The organism is Pandoraea soli (genome assembly GCF_902459595.1).
GTDB lineage: Bacteria > Pseudomonadota > Gammaproteobacteria > Burkholderiales > Burkholderiaceae > Pandoraea > Pandoraea cepalis.
The window spans coordinates 186,933-206,617 of sequence record NZ_CABPSG010000001.1 but is presented as its reverse complement, the minus strand read 5'-3'; the positions used below and the strand labels follow the sequence as shown (position 1 = coordinate 206,617).

General features: G+C 61.9%; 17 protein-coding genes. 6 read left to right on the top strand and 11 right to left on the bottom strand.

The window, feature by feature from the left end:
- Positions 1-133: 133 nt before the first annotated feature.
- A complete protein-coding gene (locus PSO31014_RS00780) occupies positions 134-787 on the top strand; it encodes a nitroreductase family protein (RefSeq protein WP_150549859.1) in 654 nt (217 codons plus the stop codon).
- A 166-nt stretch (positions 788-953) separates the two neighbouring features.
- A complete protein-coding gene (locus PSO31014_RS00775; RefSeq protein ID WP_017234467.1) occupies positions 954-1,160 on the top strand; it encodes a dodecin family protein in 207 nt (68 codons plus the stop codon).
- A gap of 34 nt (positions 1,161-1,194) precedes the next feature.
- On the opposite strand, the gene PSO31014_RS00770 is transcribed toward PSO31014_RS00775, so the two are convergent.
- The 3 genes from PSO31014_RS00770 to ftsH all read right to left on the bottom strand — a co-directional run bounded on the left by PSO31014_RS00770 (position 1,195) and on the right by ftsH (position 5,844).
- Positions 1,195-2,805 (bottom strand): methyl-accepting chemotaxis protein, encoded by a 1,611-nt coding sequence (locus PSO31014_RS00770; protein ID WP_150550384.1) that lies wholly within the window; start codon positions 2,803-2,805, stop codon positions 1,195-1,197.
- Positions 2,806-3,119: 314 nt separating this feature from the next.
- The gene (gene ppk2 / locus PSO31014_RS00765; protein WP_150549858.1) at positions 3,120-3,926 is read right to left on the bottom strand and encodes a polyphosphate kinase 2; all 807 of its coding nucleotides are present in this window, start codon (positions 3,924-3,926) and stop codon (positions 3,120-3,122) included.
- Positions 3,898-5,844 carry an ATP-dependent zinc metalloprotease FtsH gene (gene ftsH, locus PSO31014_RS00760; protein WP_150549857.1) on the bottom strand — a complete coding sequence of 649 codons (1,947 nt, stop codon included), beginning with the start codon at positions 5,842-5,844 and terminating at the stop codon, positions 3,898-3,900. The genes ppk2 and ftsH overlap by 29 nt, the downstream gene beginning before the upstream one ends.
- 223 nt (positions 5,845-6,067) lie before the next feature.
- On the opposite strand from ftsH, the gene PSO31014_RS00755 reads away from it, so the two are divergent.
- A complete protein-coding gene (locus PSO31014_RS00755) occupies positions 6,068-6,913 on the top strand; it encodes a TPM domain-containing protein (RefSeq protein ID WP_150549856.1) in 846 nt (281 codons plus the stop codon).
- On the top strand, positions 6,907-7,413 hold the full coding sequence (locus PSO31014_RS00750) for a TPM domain-containing protein (RefSeq protein ID WP_217424899.1): 507 nt from the start codon (positions 6,907-6,909) through the stop codon (positions 7,411-7,413). Before PSO31014_RS00755 ends, PSO31014_RS00750 begins: the two co-directional genes overlap by 7 nt.
- Positions 7,414-7,431: 18 nt before the next feature.
- On the opposite strand, the gene PSO31014_RS00745 is transcribed toward PSO31014_RS00750, so the two are convergent.
- The 8 genes from PSO31014_RS00745 to PSO31014_RS00710 all read right to left on the bottom strand — a co-directional run bounded on the left by PSO31014_RS00745 (position 7,432) and on the right by PSO31014_RS00710 (position 16,530).
- Positions 7,432-8,826, bottom strand: coding sequence for a heavy metal sensor histidine kinase (locus PSO31014_RS00745; protein WP_150550383.1), 1,395 nt, complete (start codon positions 8,824-8,826; stop codon positions 7,432-7,434).
- Positions 8,827-8,828: 2 nt separating this feature from the next.
- Positions 8,829-9,500: a heavy metal response regulator transcription factor gene (locus PSO31014_RS00740; protein WP_150549854.1), complete on the bottom strand. Its 672-nt coding sequence runs from the start codon at positions 9,498-9,500 to the stop codon at positions 8,829-8,831.
- Between the two features lie 122 nt (positions 9,501-9,622).
- On the bottom strand, positions 9,623-10,546 hold the full coding sequence (gene copD, locus PSO31014_RS00735; RefSeq protein WP_150549853.1) for a copper homeostasis membrane protein CopD: 924 nt from the start codon (positions 10,544-10,546) through the stop codon (positions 9,623-9,625).
- A 5-nt stretch (positions 10,547-10,551) separates the two neighbouring features.
- The gene (copC, locus tag PSO31014_RS00730) at positions 10,552-10,938 is read right to left on the bottom strand and encodes a copper homeostasis periplasmic binding protein CopC (RefSeq protein WP_150549852.1); all 387 of its coding nucleotides are present in this window, start codon (positions 10,936-10,938) and stop codon (positions 10,552-10,554) included.
- A 73-nt stretch (positions 10,939-11,011) separates the two neighbouring features.
- On the bottom strand, positions 11,012-11,902 hold the full coding sequence (locus PSO31014_RS00725) for a copper resistance protein B (protein WP_246176174.1): 891 nt from the start codon (positions 11,900-11,902) through the stop codon (positions 11,012-11,014).
- Between the two features lie 17 nt (positions 11,903-11,919).
- Positions 11,920-13,764: a copper resistance system multicopper oxidase gene (locus tag PSO31014_RS00720; protein ID WP_150549850.1), complete on the bottom strand. Its 1,845-nt coding sequence runs from the start codon at positions 13,762-13,764 to the stop codon at positions 11,920-11,922.
- A 246-nt stretch (positions 13,765-14,010) separates the two neighbouring features.
- Positions 14,011-15,381, bottom strand: coding sequence for an APC family permease (locus tag PSO31014_RS00715; RefSeq protein ID WP_130025986.1), 1,371 nt, complete (start codon positions 15,379-15,381; stop codon positions 14,011-14,013).
- Positions 15,382-15,609: 228 nt separating this feature from the next.
- Positions 15,610-16,530 (bottom strand): LysR substrate-binding domain-containing protein, encoded by a 921-nt coding sequence (locus tag PSO31014_RS00710; RefSeq protein WP_150549849.1) that lies wholly within the window; start codon positions 16,528-16,530, stop codon positions 15,610-15,612.
- 224 nt (positions 16,531-16,754) lie between these two features.
- On the opposite strand from PSO31014_RS00710, the gene PSO31014_RS00705 reads away from it, so the two are divergent.
- Together PSO31014_RS00705 and PSO31014_RS00700 are read left to right on the top strand one after the other, a co-directional pair.
- Entirely contained in the window at positions 16,755-18,200 is a 1,446-nt protein-coding gene (locus PSO31014_RS00705; protein ID WP_150549848.1) for an aldehyde dehydrogenase family protein, read from the top strand.
- A 120-nt stretch (positions 18,201-18,320) separates the two neighbouring features.
- The gene (locus PSO31014_RS00700) at positions 18,321-19,649 is read left to right on the top strand and encodes an NAD(P)/FAD-dependent oxidoreductase (RefSeq protein ID WP_150549847.1); all 1,329 of its coding nucleotides are present in this window, start codon (positions 18,321-18,323) and stop codon (positions 19,647-19,649) included.
- The last annotated feature ends 36 nt before the right edge of the window (positions 19,650-19,685 follow it).

Here is a 19,685-nt window from a genome sequence, read left to right as displayed (position 1 = left end):
TGCGATCCGTGGCCCGGAGCCTGCTGCGGCTTCGCCCCTCGTTGACCCGTATCAAGGCCGACCGAGATCGGCTGCCTATGCTCGAAGCAGCCGGGCATGACCGCCCGCCATCGGTCTTTCGAGGGTTCCCACGATGAATGAGGCCAAGCTTCCTGCGTACGCCGTCGTGCACAATGCATCTCCTGTTCCGCTCGCCAGTGAGTCGCTGCCGCTCATATCGCTGCCGCCGCCGAGTCTCGAAGGCGGCGCCAGCTTGATGATGTCGCTGGCACGTCGCAAGAGCGTGCGAGACTTTGCGCCGACCGCGCTTTCCCGCCAGCAACTCGGCGATCTGCTGTGGGCGGCGGACGGCGTCAATCGCGCCGATACCGGCGGGCGCACTGCGCCGTCGGCGCGCGGCGTGAACGAGATCGACGTGTACGTCGCCCTGCCCGAGGGCGTATATCGCTATGACCCGGCGTCGCACCAACTGCGCCTCAAGCATGCCGTCGATGCGCGCAATCTCACCGGCTACCAGGACTTTGTCGGTCAGGCGCCGCTTGATCTGGTGTACGTGGTCAATCACGCGCGCGCCGACGCGTTTCCTCAGTCACAACGGGATTCGTTCGCCGGCATCGCCGTCGGCGCGATTGCGCAGAACGTGTCGCTGTACTGTGCGTCAGCCGGACTGGCGTGCGTCGTGCGTGGCTGGTTGAATCATCGAGTGCTGGCCAACGCCATGTCGCTCAACGAAGATGAGATACCGGTGCTGGCCCAGACGGTGGGCCATCCGATGGTGACGGGATAACGCGCGTGCGTGTCGCTGGCGTTGCTGGGCGGGGAAGCGGCGAGCGGATGCGTTTGACATCGGTCAACACGGCAGATGCACCAGCGACCATGCTTGGCTCATGGCAGTCGCACACCTTGGCCGGGAGACATCCCACGAGCTGCCATGCACCTTTGCGAGAGCCGTCATGTCAAAAAATATCGTCAAAGTTATCGAAGTGCTCGCCGAATCCCCCAAGAGTTGGGAGGATGCGGCGACGAAAGCCGTCGCCGCGGCCCAAAAGTCCCTTCGCGATGTCAAATCCATCTACATCGAGGACTTTTCGGCCGAGGTAGCCGACGGCAAGATCGTCAACTATCGAATCACCGCAAAGCTGAGTTTCAAACTCGAGTAGTCGCAGGGCGAGCTTGCCTGGACGACCTCCGGCCTCACGCTGCCAGCCTTTTTTCGCCAACCAGATAGGGGCGCTCGGTGATTCGCTGCGCTGCGGGTGCGGGAGCGATCTGGAACTCGGTTACGGCCTCTTGCAGGCGCGTTGCCTGCTCCTCCATGGATGAGGCGGCGGCAGCAGCCTCTTCGACCAGAGCGGCATTCTGTTGCGTCACCTCATCCATCTGCGTAACGGCACGGTTGACCTGTTCGATGCCCCGGCTTTGCTCGCTGGAGGCGGCGGAGATCTCGCCCATGATGTCGGTGACTCGCTTCACTGCCTGGACGATGTCCGTCATGGTCTGGCCCGCCTGCCCGACCAGCACCGAGCCTTCGCGCACTTGCTGAGCGGAACTCTCGATCAACGCCTTGATTTCCTTGGCTGCGGCAGCGCTGCGCTGGGCGAGGGTTCGGACTTCGCCGGCCACCACGGCGAAGCCGCGGCCTTGCTCGCCGGCGCGCGCCGCTTCCACTGCGGCATTCAGGGCAAGAATGTTCGTCTGGAACGCGATGCCGTCGATCACGCTGATGATGTCGACGACCTTGCCGGAACTGTCCGAGATGCCGTGCATCGTGCCGACGACCTGCCCGACGACATTTCCGCCGCGCTCTGCGATTTCCGAGGCATTCACCGCCAGCGCGCTGGCCTGCCGCGCATTGTCGGCATTCTGCTTGACCGTGGCGGTGAGTTGCTCCATGGACGATGCCGTTTCCTCCAACGACGCCGCCTGTTCTTCGGTGCGCGCCGACAGATCGGTGTTGCCGGCGGCGATCTGGCGTGCGGCCGACGTGATCGATTCGGTACCGCCGCGAATACGGTCGACCGTGGACGAGAGGCTTTCCTGCATGGCGCGCATGGCGGCAAGCAGGCTGGTGGTGTCGCCCGGTTGCGTCTCAATCGTCATGGCGAGATCGCCCTGGGCGATGCGCCCGGCAATCTCGACGGCGTAGTGCGGCTCGCCGCCCAGGCTCTTCTTGATGTTGCGAATGATCAACAACATCGCCGCCGAGACAATGGCGCCGAGCACTACCAGCAGTCCGGCCCATTCGGCGAGAGAGCGGTAAAACGCGTCGTTGATGTCGTCGGTGTAGACCCCGCCTGTAATGCACCAGTCCCACGGCGCGAAGTATCCGACACGGCTGATCTTGCCAACCGGCTTATCGTGACCAGGCTTCGGCCATTGGTAAGTGAAGTACCCCCCTCCGGCCCGGCCGACGTTGGAGATCTCCCGGAACACGTATTGGCCCGACGAATCTTTGAAGTCGGAGAGGTTCTTGCCATCCAATTCCGGCTTGATGGGATGCATCACCACATTCGCGTGGGTGTCGGAAATGGAGAGATAGCCACTGTCGCCAAAGCGCATGGCGCGCACTTCGGCGATCGCATCGCGCTGCGCTTCGGCTTTGGTGAGCGTGCCTTTTTCGGCAGCATCTGCATATCTTTTAATCACGCTGGTCGCGGAATCCACGACGTTCTTGAGGCCGAGTTCGCGCTCCGCGAACATGGTCTGACGCGTATTGATCGAGCCCCAGGCGCAAATGACCAGCAGGCTGATCCACATCAGGCCCAAGGCCAACAACAGTTTGGTGTTCAGGGTAAAACGGTGCACGACTACCTCCAGGACTGGCAGTGGGGGACAAGAGGTTGACTTTGGGAGCGCGGCATCGCGATGGCGCGCCACGAACGGCGGACGCTTTGCAAGTCAGTTGGCCGACACTTTATCGACAGGTGACCCAAACGTCTGCGGGTGTTTTCGCTCATAGACTGAATCGCCCGGGGCACGGACGCCCACGTCGATCAGCGCCCGTTGCTATTCCGCCACGGCGAACGTTTGGAGCGGGCGGAAGATGATACACGCGGGTGATGCCGATCTTCACCGCATCGCATCGCATCGCATGGCGTGCGTTCGTCACTGGCGCCGCATTACTTCGCGATCGCGCCGCTCAGCAGATGCTCCTCGGCATAAGGAAACACGATGTCCGGATTCGGACGAATCAGCTTCGTATCCTTGCCGGCGTAGTGCATGCGCGCGAGCAGGTCCTTGATGACATTGAGGCGCGCGAGCCGCTTGTCGTCGGCCCTGACCACATTCCACGGCACCCCGTCGTTCGTACGGGAAAACATCTCGTTTCTCGCCTTGCTGTACTTCTTCCACAGCGCCACCGCTTGTTCATCGATGGGGCTGACCTTCCACTGCTTGAGGGGATCCCGACGCCGCGACGCAATGCGTCGTTGCTGTTCGTCCTTGGTGATGTCGAGGTAATACTTGATAAGACGTATTCCCGAGCGCACCAGCATGCCTTCAAATGCCACGACGCTCGACATGAATTCTTCATGCTCCGTCTTGGTGCAGAAACCCATGACGTGCTCGACGCCTGCGCGGTTGTACCAACTGCGATTGAACAGCGTAAATTCGCCAGGGGCGGGGAGTTCTGCAACGTACCGCTGGAAGTACCACGAGCCACGCTCTCGGTCGGAGGGCGTTCCGAGCGCGACCACGCGTGTCTCCCGAGGGCTCAGATGTTCGACGATCCGTTTGATGGTGCCGTCCTTCCCGGAGGCGTCGCGCCCCTCAAAGATCACCAGGATCCTTTCGTTCAAATGACTGAGGAAGTGCCGCTGCAGCTTGACCAGTTCAATCTGCAGCAGGCGCAGTTCCCGCTCGTATTCGTCCTCCCTGAGGGAACTGACTTCCGTCTCGTCAGGATGATCGTGTGTCTTCGTCTTCATGCGGTTGCCCTGATTCGCGCTGCACTGACACCACGGGCACCGTCGGCCTCGTGGGCGATAGCTGAGTCACCTTCTCGGACAGCAGGAGCTCAAGCTCGCTGCGGCCTACCACTTCCTGGACAAGGAGGCGTTTAGCCAACGCGTCGAGCTTGGGGCGACAGGCCTGAAGCGTTTGTCGCACCCGCGCGCTGGACTGCGCCAGAATCGTCCGAACCTCAGAGTCGATCAGTCGCGCGGTTTCCTCGCTGCACGACCTGCGCTCATGCGGCACCATGCCGATGCCGTTGAAGAGCGGATTCGGCATGTCCTCGTAAGTGGCCAGCCCAAGCGGCTCGCTCATGCCGAACTGCGTAATCATCTGGCGCGCAATATCCGTCGCGCGCTGCAGATCGTTCTGGGCCCCGGTGGACACGTCGCCGAAAACAATCTGTTCAGCCACGCGTCCGCCGAGCAGTACATCGAGCCGGTCGAGCAGTTCACTTTGCTTGAGCAGATAGCGATCCTCAGTCGGTGTCTGCTGGGTATAGCCGAGCGCCGACACGCCACGTGGAATGATGGACACCTTCGACACGCGGTCGGCATGGGGACGCATTTCCGCCACAATGGCGTGACCGGCTTCGTGGTAGGCGATGGTCTCCTTCTCCTGTGGATTCATCACGCGATTCTTCTTTTCCAGGCCACCGACGATGCGGTCCAGCGCATCGTCGAAGTCGACCATTTCCACGGCATCCTTGCCCTTGCGCGCGGCCAGCAGCGCGGCCTCGTTGACGAGGTTGGCGAGTTCGGCGCCAGCGAAGCCGGGGGTACGCGCCGCGAGCACGGTCAACTCGACGGTGGGCGCGAGGACGACGTGCCTGACGTGAACCTTGAGAATTTGCTCGCGGCCTTTGAGGTCGGGGCGGTCCAGCGCGACATGGCGGTCAAAGCGCCCGGGGCGCAACAGCGCCGGGTCCAGAATCTCAGGCCGGTTGGTTGCAGCCATGATGATGACGCCCTTGTTGGTATCGAAGCCATCCATCTCGACCAACAACTGGTTCAGCGTCTGCTCGCGTTCGTCGTTGCCGGTAAAGGTGCCCAGGGCACGGGTCTTGCCGAGCGCGTCGAGTTCATCGATGAAGATGATGCAGGGGGCCTTGGTCTCGGCCTGATTGAAGAGGTCACGAACGCGCGCCGCCCCGACGCCGACAAACATCTCCACGAACTCCGAGCCACTGATGCTGAAGAACGGGACAGCCGCCTCGCCCGCGACCGCCTTGGCCAGAAGTGTCTTGCCGGTGCCGGGGGCGCCAAGCAGCAACACCCCCTTGGGAATCTTGCCTCCCAGGCGCCGGTAGCGGTCGGGATCTTTCAGGAAGTTGACGATTTCGGCGAGTTCTTCCTTCGCTTCGTCGATGCCGGCGACATCGGCGAAAGTCACGCCCGTCTCCTGCTGCATGTAGACCTTGGCCTTGCTCTTTCCGATCTCCATCACGCCCCCCGCGGCGCCGCCGACGCGCTTGATGAGGAAGGTCCAGAAGGCAAAGAACAGCGCAGCGGGGACAATCCAGGACAGCACTGCGCCGATCCACTTGTTGTCGGCCTGCCCGACGAAGCGCACCTTTGCCGCTTCGAGTTCCTGGACCAAGGCGGGGTCATTGACGCGGATCGTCGAAAAGGCATGCTCGCCCTTTCCCTGATGCTGCATCGCGTCAGCCTGGGGTTTGGGGAGAAAATTCTCGATGCCATCGGTATTTAGCGTCCCCGTGATGGCGCCTTCGCCGAGCGTAATGTTATTGAGCTTGCCCGCCTTCAATAGCACCTTGAAATCGCTGTACGGCAGCGTCTCGACGTCCGAAGGGGTAATGACGCTCTGAAGGATCAGCATCGCCGTGACGGCCGCGAGCACGTACCAAAGGGAAAACTGTTGGCGTGTTTCCATGGGATCCTTCTATCTTGCGGTCACATTCATCATAGGCAGCGCGCCAAGCGCACCGCTTGACGGAGGTCAAGCCCCGATCTCGCCTGTCGCGGCGCATGTCGCATGGGGTGGCTCGCCCGAGGCGCTCGCCATCTCCGTCATGGCGATGCCGACGTTTGACACGCGTCAATGCGAGAGGGTGGGGAGCGGCGATAGTGAATAGGTTCGTCCCCGGGAGGTCAACGTGAAATGGCTTCTGGCCGTCAAAGGCTTGTTTCCGGCGCTGCTGCTTTGCCTGTTCCTTGGGGCAAGCGCCGAGGTTGCCATTCCCCCATTGACCGCCCGAGTCACCGACCTGACCGGCACATTGACCCGCGAACAGACGGCAGCCCTGGAGCAAAAGCTGCAAGCTTTCGAGGCCGCAAAGGGCAGTCAGATCGGGGTGTTGATGGTACCGACCACGCAATCCGAAGACATTGCGCAGTACTCCATCCGCGTCGTCGAACAATGGAAGCTCGGGCGCAATGGCACGGATGACGGTGTGCTGCTGATTGTCGCCAAGGATGCCCGGCGAGTGCGCATCGAGGTCGGCTACGGTCTCGAGGGCGTGCTCACCGACGCCATCAGCAACCGGATCATCAACGAGGACATCGTTCCACGTTTCGAGCAAGCTGACTTCTATGGCGGCGTGAGCGCTGGCGTCGGACGCATCATGAGTGTTGTCAACGGCGAGCCGCTACCGCCGCCGAAGCGCACCAGCGATGAGGGAAGCGGCTCGGTGCGCTCCCTCCTGCCCGTAATGCTTGTGCTGACGCTCGTCCTGGGTGGCGTGCTTCGGTCGATCCTCGGTCGGGGTCCCGGCGCCGTCGCCACGGGGGGTATTGTCGGCGTCATCGGCTGGATTTTGTCCGGCACCGTCGTCCTGGGTGTGCTCGCTGGCGCGATCGCACTTCTCTTTACGATGTTTGGCGGCTCCCATCTCGGTTTCAGGGGGATCGGCGGCATGGGCGGCTTCGGCGGGTCAGGGCGAGGCGGCTTCGGTGGCGGCGGCGGTGGATTCGGCGGCGGCGGCGCCTCGGGGAAATGGTGATGCCAAACTTTCGGCGCATGGGGCGACACCTGCTGATGACGCACTGGAAAGTCGGACAAACCTTCCCGCGCAAGGCGCTGCAGGCGATCGAGCGGGCCATCTCGGCGGGCGAAGCCAGCCATATCGGTCAACTCTGCTTCGTCGTGGAGGGGGCGCTGAGCTGGGCCGGATTGCTCAAGGGGCTCACCGCTCGCGAACGTGCCATCGAAGTGTTCTCCCAGCAGCGCCTATGGGATACCGAACACAACACTGGCGTTCTGATTTACCTGCTACTGGCGGACCGCAGCGTGGAGATCGTGGCGGATCGCGGCATCCATCAAAAAGTCGGGGCGCGAGAATGGAGCGCCGTGTGCCGGCAGATGGAAGCCGCTTTTCGGAAAGGCGAATACGAAGCCGGTGTCATCGCCGGCGTCGAGTCCATTGATCAGCATCTGCGGCAACACTTCCCGGCACAAGGCGTCGGCAAGAACGAGCTGAGCGACAAGCCCGTGGTCTTGTAACAGGGTGAGGGAGCGGCGCTATGCGCTCGGTTGGCGCGGAAATAGCAAGATGAAGGTGGTTTTGCCCTCCGAGCTCACGACATCGACCTTGCCGCGGTGAAGTTCCACGATGGATTTGACGATCGCCAGGCCGAGCCCCGTGTTTTTCGCAGATCCGTGGCGAGACGGATCGACGCGATAGAAGCGCTCGAAGATTTTCTCGATATGCTCGGGGGCAATGCACTCCCCGTGGTTCGTCACGCTGACGATGGTCTGGCGCGTGGATTCACGTGCACAAAGCGTAATCGCGGTGCCAGCAGCGGCATGCGTCAGCGCGTTTGACACAAGGTTGCTCACGGCACGGCGAAACATGCCCGCGTCCGCCCAGATGCGGGCGTCTGCCTCGACCGCGATGTCCACGCCAGCCTCCTCCGCTAACCCCTGAAAGTAAGACGCGAGCCTGCGCAGTTCGCTTTGCGCATCGAGCATGCCGAGCGCCAAATGCTGTGTGGCATTGTCGGTGCGAGCGAGGAACAGCATATTCTCGGTCATGCGTTGGAGCCGCTCGCATTCTTCGATGTTGGAGTCGATCAGCGCCTCGTATTCTTCGATCGTGCGCGTGCGCGATAACGTGATTTGCGACGAGCTGATGACGTTGGCAAGTGGCGTGCGCATGTCGTGCGCGAGATCGGACGAGAATTGCGAAAGTCTCACAAACGCGCGTTCCAGCCGGTCCAGCATCCGATTGACAGAAAGTGCGATGTCCTGAAGTTCCAGCGGTGCGCCCCGAATGTCGAGTCGCTCGCCGAGGTTATGCGCTTCGATACGAGAGGTCTGGCGACCGATGCTCCTGATCGGCCGGAACCCGCGTCTGGTAACGGCATACCCCAATATGCCGACCAGCACCGCCCCTGCGGCCATCGCGAGAAGTACGTCAACGCGGTATCTGTCGAGGAGCGATCGGCGATCGGACGCGGTGCGCACGAGCGAGACGCGAACCGTGTCGCCCCCCGGCAACACCTCCTGCCCGGAGATACATCGCGACAGGCCGATCCCGGCGGGCTCGCACGTATAGGCCACGCCAAACGCGTGGTGCGACGTCGCAATCGGCAACAGGTCCACCGCCTCCGCGTCCGAGTGTTCCACCAGCGGCATGTTCGTCTCGTCAAAGATGCCGAGATAAACCCCGGGGTGGGACAGCAGCACCTCGTGGAAGAGCGTGGGATTAGACCGTATCGCCGCCGTCGAACCCTGATCGCGAATGAGCTGGAGGAACTGGTTCAGCTTGCCGGTAATTTCGATGTCGTCGCGCCGCTGCAGCTCCGTTGCCAACGAATCATAGAGGAACGTGCCCACCAGGGCGAATACGGTAATGGCGACCGTCGAAAACGCCACCGTGAGACGACGCAGCAGGGAGTAGGGCCTGCCGTCCACGCTCACGAACGATCCTCGAGTACGTAGCCCATACCACGAACCGTGTGCAGCAGCTTGTTCTCGAATGTGCTGTCGATCTTGGCTCGCAGCCGCTTGACGGCGACATCAACGACGTTCGTGTCGCTGTCGAAGTTCATGTCCCATATCTGCGAGGTGATGAACGTTCGCGTCAGAACCTCGCCCTGGCGCTCAGCGAGCAACTGGAGCAGAGAGAATTCCTGCGCCGTGAGCTCGACCCGCAACTGCCCCCTGCGGACACGGCGCTTGATAAGGTCGATCTCCAGATCTGCAATGAGCAGTGTGTCTCGCACGCTACGCGGAGCACGTCTCAGGAGCGATCGGATCCGCGCCAGGAATTCGGCATAGGCGAACGGCTTCGATAGGTAGTCGTCGGCGCCCAGCTCCAGACCGGTCACCTTGTCATCCACGGTGTCTCGCGCGGTCAGCAGAAGCACTGGCGTGGGCTTTTGCATCCGCAGGCGCTTGAGCACTTCGAAGCCATCCAGTTCGGGGAGCATGACGTCAAGGACGATCAGATCGAAATCTTCGTGCAGCGCAAGGAACAGGGCGTCTTTGCCGTTGTTCGCTGTGTCGACCGTATAGCTTGCCTCCGTCAGACCCTTCCTGAGGTAGGTGGCCATTTTGGGCTCGTCTTCGACTATAAGTATGCGCATATCAGAAATGGGCGGACACGCGGCCGATCCCGCACGGGCGGTGGGTGAGCGTCAGCCGCAAGCGAAGCATTATCCCATGTCGGGCTTGGGCATCGGGCGCCCATGCCTGACCTTCGTCCCGTTCATTTGGGGCTCAAGGTGCCGAGCGCCGCGACCACGGCGAGAATTGCCGTGGCCGCGTTGGCTTCGATAAAGAGGCTTCGGCGCAGCGCGGATATCGCCCCCTGGTAATCCCCGCTTTGTACCCGGATCTCGAGCAAAGGCGCCAGATGGTAGCGATTCGCGGCCGCGAGGCCAAGCATCAGGCCAAAGAGCGCCAGCTTCACGACGAGCAACTGTCCATAGGCGGTGGTGAACAGACCACTCAACGTGGGACCGGCGATCATGCCGTAGTTGACCAGTCCGGTGGCGACGAGCGTCACGACGATCATGGCGCCGACGACCGCAAAACTGTTCAGCGTTCGGCTCAACAGCGCGATGCGCGCTTTCGGCGTGGCATGATTGACGCGCAGTAGCAGCCCAAAGGCCGTCAATGCGCCTACCCATCCGGCGGCGGCAACGAGGTGGAAAACGTCGGACGTGAGGTGGAGGACGCCTTTGTCTCCCTCGTCCATCACCCCGTGCCCACCCCAGGCAAGCGTGATCAGCGCAATCCCACCCGAGACAGTCGCCACAGCAAGCGCGGTCGTAGGGCGGCGTGCCAGGGCGAGCAAGGCAGCAAGACATGCCCCCAGGGCGGCGACGCGAACCAGCCACGCCGCCCCGAAGGCCGTACCGGAAATCAGCATCGACATCGCGTGCGCCCCGATCGAGGTGTAATCGGACGCCCCGGTCATGGCTTTGCCCATCACGATCACGCTGCCGGCAGACAACGCCATGCCGATGACAACCAGCGCCACGAGCAGCGCGCGCAGCGGCCTCACGAAATGCGGGGAATGTCGTTCATGGCGCCGCAATGCGTAAAGGCCGAAGAGCGGCAATCCAAAAAGCAGCATGAGATCCAGGTAGAGCGCGAACCGGACCGCGATGTTGACCCAACCATCCATGCCAGTCACTTCACCGTGAACATGAGCTTGCCGGTCACCGGATGCGTGTCGGAAGAAATGGCGCGCCAATCGACGCGATAGGTGCCGGCCGGCAGGGGTTGCGACGGCGCGATGACCATGACCTTGGGATCGTCGCTGCCCGACACCTTCGCGGCAACGCGCATCGGCGCATGGCTGGACATGCCAGGCATGCCCGTCATGACGAGCGCCGCGCCGGAAAATTGCGTCATCAGGTTCTCGGAAAAATGCAGCTCGATCTTTTCGGGGGAAGCGCCTTCGGCGTTGTCCTGCGGCGTCGAGGACAACAGCTTGGGATGCGCATAGGCGACCGAGGCAAGGGCCGCCGTGGTGGCGATCACCGCGAGACGAGAGGCAACGTGTCGAAGATTCATCGGTAACTCCGTGGGTATTGGGGTGGACAAAAAGGGGGACGAACGTCGTGCGTCGGGCGCACGAACGTCGACATCAGAACCAGGCGCGAACGCCTGCGACAAGGGACACTTCGCTGCGTCGCTGGCCCTCTTGTTCCGCGAAACGCGCCGTATTTCCGTAGCTTCGGTCCCAGTTGACGCCGATATAAGGGGCGAACTGGCGATCGAGTTCATATCGCAGGCGCAACCCGAGCGAGGTGGACGACAGGCCGGCACCGATACCCCGGCTCGCATCGTTCTTGCCGTAGATATTGATTTCCGCAGTCGGTTGAAGCACCAGGCGGTTGGTAATCAGCAACTCGTACTTGCCCTCCAGCCTGGCGGCGGTCTGCCCGGCCTGCCCGACATAGGCGGTTGCCTCCACGTCGAAGTTGTACAGCGCGAGTCCCTGCAGGCCTAACGCGGCCCACGTCTGGGACCGTCCCGGCTTGAAGTCGTGGCGGACGCCACCGACCACATCCCACCATGGACTGATCGCATGGCCCCAAAGCGCCTGAACCTCCGCGTCCTCCAATCCGTGTTCCGTCCGCTTGCCTTCGGAACGGATCCATAAGCGGTCGATATCGCCGCCCACCCAGGCTGTCCCTTCCCAATTCAACGCGTTGCCGCCGCCGGCGTGTTGCCACTCCAGCTTGTCGAACAGCACGAGGTAGTTGATCTGCGCGTCGCCCATATCGTGCATGTGCCCGCCATGGAATACGGCGTTGCGATCCGCGTCCGTGAGCGGCGGCACCGGAGATGCGCTCGGGGTCGACGCGGCGGGTTGCATGGGTTGCATCTCTACGTCGCCCGACGCGGCCTGATCGTGCATGTGCGCCTGGGAAACCGCCGTCTGCGCAAGGACAGGAACGGCATGCCCGAAGGCGCTTGCGACGCCTATGGCGAAAGCCGTTCGCTTGAGCGTCAGCGGGATCGTCGATGACATTCGTCTATTCGCTCGCATCATTCTTCCACGCGCACTTCGCGAAACATTCCCGTCTCCATATGGAAAAGCAGGTGGCAGTGGTAAGCCCACCGGCCAAGAGCGTCGGCCGTGACGCGATAGCTTCGCTTCGACCCGGGAGCGATGTCGATCGTATGCTTGCGCACCATGAACTTTCCGTCCTCGTCCTCCAGATCGCTCCACATGCCATGGAGATGGATCGGGTGCGACATCATGGTGTCGTTGACCAGCACCAACCTGACCCGCTCGCCGTACTTGAGGTGAATCGGCTTCGCGTCCGAAAACTTCACGCCATCGAACGACCAGGCGAACTTTTCCATGTGGCCGGTCAGGTGCAGTTCGATCGTGCGCGTCGGCTCGCGTCCGTCGGGATCGGGAAATGCGCTCTTGAGGTCGGCATACGTCAGCACGCGTCGTCCGTTGTTGCGCAGCCCGATCCCCGGATCCGAGAGTCGCGACGTGGGGCTCATGGCTTGCGCATCGACGAGTGGATTTCCGTTTTCCGTTGTGGGATGCGATTGCATCGCACCCATCGCGCCCATTCCCGACATGGCGCCGTGATCCATGCCAGACATGCCCGCCGCTGTGCTGGTGGCCGACCCCGACATGCCGTCCATGCCCGGCATTGCCCCTGGATCGGTGGCAGGCGTGTCGTTCATGGTCTGCAGGGTTTCACCGCTCATGCTCGACATCTCCATGCCGGGCATTGCGCCGTGATCCATGCCACCCATGCCCATGTCGTCCATCGTGAGCAGCGGGCGCGGGTCAGGGGAGGGTACCTCGGCCGCCATGCCTTCGCGCACGGCCAGCGTGCCTCGGGCAAAGCCGGTTCGATCCATCGACTGGGCAAAAATCGTATAAGCCGATGTATTTGCCGGTTCGACGATCACATCGTACGTTTCGGCGACCGCGATCCGGAACTCATCCACGCTGACCGGATTGACGTATTGACCATCGGCAGCCACGACCGTCATCTTCAGACCGGGAATGCGCACGTCGAAATAAGTCATGGCCGACCCATTGATAAAGCGCAGGCGAATGCGCTCGCCCGGGCGAAAGAGTCCCGTCCAGTTGCCGTTGGGCGCCTGGCCATTCATCAAATAGGTGTACGTGTAGGCGCTGACGTCCGCCAGGTCGGTCGGGCTCATGCGCATCTCGGCCCACATCTTTCGATCGGCGATCGTCGCGCGCCACCCTTGGGTTTTGACGTCGCGAAAGAAATCGGTGATCGTGCGCTGGTGAAAGTTGTAGTAATTGGACTGCTTCTTGAGCTTTGCCTTGACTCGCTGCGGGTCCTCATCCGTCCAGTCGGAGAGCATGACCACGTAATCCCGGTCGTATTTGAACGGCTCGGGGTCCTTCGCGTCGATGATCAAGGGGCCGTACACGCCCGTCTGCTCCTGCATGGCCGAATGGCTGTGGTACCAATAGGTGCCGTGTTGCTTCACCTTGAAGCGATAGGTGAACGTTTCGCCCGGGTCGATGCCGTCGAAGCTCAGCCCCGGCACCCCATCCATATTGCTTGGCAGCAGGATGCCGTGCCAGTGAATGGAGGTCTGCGCGTGAAGCTTGTTCGCAACGCGCAGGGTGACGTCATCGCCTTCGCGCCAGCGCAGGATCGGGCCGGGCAGGGTGCCGTTGATCAGCGTGGCGGTTCGTGTCCGGCCGGTCACGTTGATGGGGGTCTGACCAATATCGAGATCGAACTGGGTGCCCGCGAGCACATGGGGCTGCCCCGGGCTCGAAATCGCCCAGACGGGTGGGCGCCACAGTCCAAGCCCGCCAGCAAGACCGGCGGCCCCCAATCCCTTCACGAAGGTTCGTCTGCCGAAATGGGTTTGCATGTATCCGTATCCGAATGTCTCGACAACGCCATACGGCGCAATGTCCCTCAGTCGGTACCGCGGTCTTGGCCCGGTCGGTACCTTGCGGTATGAGGCAAGATTATCTGGACGTCGCCATCGATCCCATGACGGCAAAATGACGAATTTGTCATGATGTGGGGGCTACGCGCGGAGGGGATGCGCGAATTCCACCGCCAGCACGGGGAGTCTGCGCCCCGTGCGGCCAATCTCAGGGCGTCAGTCGGCTCAGCCTTGCCGGGCCACCCAGATTTTTTTGCGGTTCAGCAGCAGCGGAACGATACCGATGAGAATGCCGCCCATGCCGACGACATTGGTGGCCCAATCGAAGGTCGGAATGCTGTAGACCGCGATGAAGAACAAGAAAAGCCCGCTTGCCACCGGCCAGATGACATGTGTCACGGCGGCCCACGGCCCCTGCGTCAACACCTTGCGGTAGTACCAGCCGCAGGCGAGTCCGGTCAGCCCAAGGTAGAAGCAGATCTGGAAGCCGATCGCGGTAATCGAATCCTGCAGAATGACGTTGATCGTCGGCAGATAAGACGACATGAACAGCAGCGCCAGCCCGATGATCCAGATGAAGAAGATCGCAACATGGGGCGTTTGCCAACGCGGATGCAGTCGCGCATAGCGATGGTGGAGGGCCCCGTCGCGGCTCTTGGCGAAGAGGGTGCGCGTGAACTGCAACATCTGCGTCTCGACCGTTCCCACCGTGCTCAGCAAGACCGCGATGATCGCGACGTAGCCCCAGGTCGGCCCGAACAGCTTCTCGGCGATGGCAAAGATGATATTGGTGTTGAAGTGCTGGATCTCGGCGTCCGACAGCCCCAGCAGAGCGATGACGATGAAAACGAGGAAGAACACCATCAGGAACACCATCGACCAGAACGCCGCCCGGCCGGGGATGCGGTTCGAGTCGCGCGTCTCCTCGCTGAGGTTCATGGTCACGTCCCAGCCGTAGAAGAAGAAGATCGCCACCAGGGCACCGCTGGCGAACTGCGCGGGCGTGAACGCGAGGGGCGAAAACCAATGCCACGAGAACGCGTGCTGCTGTGCGTGAGGGAACACGAAGAAGCTCGCGACGATGATGACCAGCAGGATGATGCCCTCGATGATGGTCATCACCACCTGCACGTAGCTGGTCAGCTTGACGCCCTTGACGACGATTGCACTGACGACCGTGAGCCACGCGGCCGCGATCAGCGTCACGTAGTGCACGTTATTCATCATGGGTCGATCAAAGATGAGCAGTGTGGCGTTGGCCGCTGGAATCATGGCCGAGACCATGAACACGCAGCACAGCACCAGCAGCGCCCAGCCGGCAAAGAAGCCCAATGTGCGCCCGAAGACCATGCTCACCCAGGAATAGGAGGTCCCGGCACTGGCCAGGGCACGGTTCATGTTGATGAACGCGTAAGCGATGCCAAACATGATCAACCCGCACACCAGAATGCTCGCCGGCGAAAGCGTGCCGGCCGTCCCGATGATGGTCGACGTCGTAATTTCGACGCTGTAGGCCGGCGCAGTGCCGGCGATGCCCATGATCACCGATTCGACGATGCCCAGCGAATCGGCGTTGAGCTTGGCGGGTTGGTCCATAGGCGTGGTGTTCTAGGCTAGGTTGACATGGATGGATCGACGTTTTACTCCATGCCGGATGTCCAGGCAAGAGGGGGTTGTCATTCTTGCATTCGTCGTTGATTTTCCAGTCCCGGCGGGTCGCAATTCGCTGTCGTAACGGACTTGCCTGGCCTTCCAGGGGGCACCCGTGGTCCACTTTGGTGCAAGGTGCGCTGAACCACGGGATGTATGGTCGCTGTCAGAGCGTCACCGACGCCACGGCGGTGGGTCGAAGGCGCGCTTCGCCGTTTCGAGAAACACCCGCTGACGGCTCGAAAGTCCGTGACGCGTTGGCACCAGCGCCATGATGGGGGCGGGCGCCAAGCGCCATTCCGGCAGTAGGCGAACCAGTTTTCCAGCGGCAATCAGTCGTGCGGCATCCCACTCGGACCGCTCCATCATGCCAATTCCGGCGACCGCCCAATCGCTGATGACCGTGCCGTCGTTGGACGACAATGCGCCGGTCATTCGAATGGTGGCGGCCTTGCTTGCACCCGTTCCGGGATCGTTGTTACGCATGAATCGCAAATGCGTGGCGTCTTCGTCGTTCTCGCGCAAGCATAGGCATTCATACCGATCGAGCTCGGACGGATGCACGACGGCCGGCAGGCGGCGCGCAAACGCGGGAGACGCGCAGAGATATCGTTCATTGGGCGCCAGGTAATGCCCCACCCAGGAAGACGCTTTGACGTTGCCAATGGAAATGACGACATCCGCGCCCGACGCTGCGGTGAGCGGACTGTCGGCGAGCACCAGTGAAATCGAAAGGCCTGGGTGTGCCCGATGAAGCTCGCGTACCAAGGGCGCAATGTGCGCGCGACCAAAGCCAAGCGGCGCAACGATGCGCAGATTGCCGGTGAGGCTGCCGGGTTCGCCCGACACTCGGGACGGAATTGCGTCTATACGTTCAAGGAGTTCAGACGCCTCATGCAAGAAACGCTGACCTTCATCGGTCAGCGAGATACCTTTCGCGCCACGTACCGCAAGGCGCACACCCAGCCGCTCCTCCACGCGCTGTAGGCGGACGGTGACTGCGGGGGGCGTCAGGTTCAGCAGCCGCGCCGCGGCGGCAAGCGATCGCGAAGCGCCCAAGGCGCGGAACAGGCGCAGATCGTCCAGATCGATCATTAAGTCACCATTAACGTCATGTTCCGTCAATATTACACAGGACAAAATCCTGGCGGCGCCTGAGAAGCGGCCCCGCGGCGGCCGGAGGCATGAGATATCAAGTGGGGAGGGCGTCCATTAAGAAAGGTTTAATGTCGAATTTACCCCGTGTTAAACACCGCACCCGTTTGCTTCTTTATCTTGAGCCCATCTGAATCGCCTACCGTTTTTGAGAGATCGGAATCATGACTCGCACAGCTACGACGACGGACAGCACGCGCACGCTTTACATCAATGGGGAATGGTTGGTACCGGCGAATCCCCGCACGGTGCCCGTCGTCAACCCGGCAACTGGCCAAGCGATTCGCCATCTGGCGGTCGGATCGCGGGAAGATGTCGACAAGGCGGTCGCCGCGGCCCGAAGGGCGTTCGACCCGTGGTCCAATACGCCGGTGGCGGATCGCGTCGAGATCCTGAACCGAATGTATCGCCTCATTCTGGATCGAAAGGAACTGCTCGCACAGACGATCATGTCGGAAATGGGCGCGGCGATATCGTTCGCCCGTGCCTCGCACGTCCCGTTCGCCGCGGAGCATATTCGTGTGGCAAGCGAAATCGCGGCCGGCTACCCTTTTCTCAAGATTGACGGGCACACGGCTGTTGCGCGCGAGCCTATTGGGGTATGTGCGTTGATCACCCCCTGGAACTGGCCGCTGTATCAAATTACGGCAAAGGTGGGGCCCGCGCTTGCCGCAGGATGTACGGTGATTCTCAAGCCCAGTGAATTGTCGCCCCTGAACGCTGAAGTCTTCGCGCAGATTGCGCACGATGCCGGGGTGCCTGCGGGGGTATTCAATCTTGTGCAGGGCAGTGGTCCGGAAGTGGGCGAAGCCCTCGCGGCGCATGAGCAGGTTGACATGATCTCGATCACCGGCTCCAACCGGGCCGGCGCGCTCGTGGCGAAGGCGGCGGCAGACTCGGTCAAGCGGGTCACGCTGGAGCTGGGAGGGAAGTCACCGAACGTTCTGCTTCCGGATGCCGATTTTGGGCGGGTAGTGGCCTTAGGCGTCATGGCCGCGTTTCGCAACGTAGGGCAGTCGTGCAGTGCGCCCACGCGAATGATTGTCCCTCGCGATCGTCTCGCCGAAGTCGAACGCTTGGCCTGCGCCACGGTTGAGTCGATGGTCGTGGGGGATCCTGGTTCGGGGCAGACAACGCTCGGGCCGATTGCAAACGAAGCACAATTTCACCGCGTACGGGCCATGATCGACGTGGGTATCGCGCAGGGTGCAAGGCTCATCTGCGGTGGTCCCGGATTCCCGCCAGGTTTGAGCCACGGTTACTTTGTTCGGCCGACGATTTTCTCCGACGTGACGGCCGACATGCGCATCGCACAGGAAGAGATTTTCGGGCCGGTCCTGAGCCTCATGGCGTACGACACCGTCGATGAGGCGATTGCGATCGCGAACGATACGAAGTACGGCCTGGGTGCGCACGTCCAGAGCGAGGACCTGATGCACGCGCGAGCGGTTGCCTCGCGTATCCGGTCGGGCCAAGTGCATATCAACCATCCGGCGTGGGACGCCCATGCCCCATTTGGCGGCTACAAGCGCTCGGGGAACGGTCGCGAATACGGCATCCATGGCTTCGAGGAGTACCTCGAGACGAAAGCGATCCTGGGGTACGCCTGATGGCGAACGCCGAGCACGTCGCATGCCATTCCGAATCGCGCAAGCCAGGGAAGGGAATGCGGCACACGGGTCGCCCTGAGGCAAAGGGCGGCGGACAACGGAACTTCAAACAAGATATCCATGTTGCAAATCGACGGAGTCAGCGATAGTCCCGTGATGCCTACCGATGTCGACGTTGTTATCGTCGGCGGCGGCATCATTGGAACCACTGCCGCGTACGAGTTGGCGCGTCAGGGGGTGTCGGTCGCCCTGGTGGAAAAGGGATTCATCGGCGCCGAGCAGTCTGGGCGCAACTGGGGATGGGTGCGTCAGCAAAATCGCAGGCATGACGAATTGGTCATGGCAATGCGCAGCTTGACGCGGTGGTCGGAGATCGGAAACGAGATCGGTCGCGACCTCGGTTTCCGCCGTCAGGGCAGTCTGTATGGGACGACGGCAGAGGCAGACATTGCGAAATGGGAAAAGTGGGCGGTCGGCGCAAAGGCGATTGGCTATTCGTTCGATCTTCTCTCGGCAGCGGAGCTTAAATCTCGCATTCCGACGGGGACGGCGCGGTGGGTAGGCGGCCTCTGGTCGCCGACGGACGGGTTGGCCGAACCGAGCAAGGCCGCGCCAGCCATCGCCGAGGGGGCAAAAGGACTGGGCGCCTATGTGTTGCAGACATGTGCCGCGCGAGGATTCGACATCAGCGCCGGCCGTATCGCCGGCGTGTGGACGGAACGCGGTCTTATTCGCGCGACGACGGTCGTGTGTGCCGGAGGCGCGTGGAGTTCGCGCTTGTTGAAACGCCATGGCGTTGAGTTGCCGGTCGCCAATGTGGTGGGCACCGCGATGCGCACGTCGCAAGTCCCGGCGTTGCCCGGCGGCACATTCAACGGTCCCGGGTTTGCGTTGCGTCGTCGTCTCGATGGGGGCTACACGCTTGCCGTACCGGGCTATGGTCGTGTCGAGCTGGCCCCGCAAGGGATTCGGTACGCCTTGAAGTTTTATCAGACCTATCGTTCCGAACTGACGAAGAAATTGAAGATTCGCATAGGGAAGAGTTTCTTTAATGGACCCGAGGCGTCGGCAAGCTGGGCGTTTGACGACATCTCGCCGTTCGAGCGTATTCGCGTGCTGGAGCCGGCCATTGATGAAGAATGGTTGGCGCAGGCGGTCAGCAACCTGACGACCTGCTTTCCGGAAATGAAAGGGGTGCGGATATTGCAGGCGTGGGCGGGCCTCATCGATACGACGCCGGATCTCGTGCCGGTGATTTCGACCGTCGATGAAATCCCGGGCCTGATCGTCGCGTCAGGGTTCAGCGGACACGGGTTTGGCCTGGGCCCGGGGGCCGGGTTGCTCGTGTCTGAAATGGCGCAGAATAAAACGCCTTACGCCGATATCACCCCCTTCAGTCTGAATCGATTCAAGAAAGGAGGGCAGCTCCTTCGTCCGGAGATGATGTAGGGTGACCCTGGCTGTCATTCAAGGCATTCTGCGGGA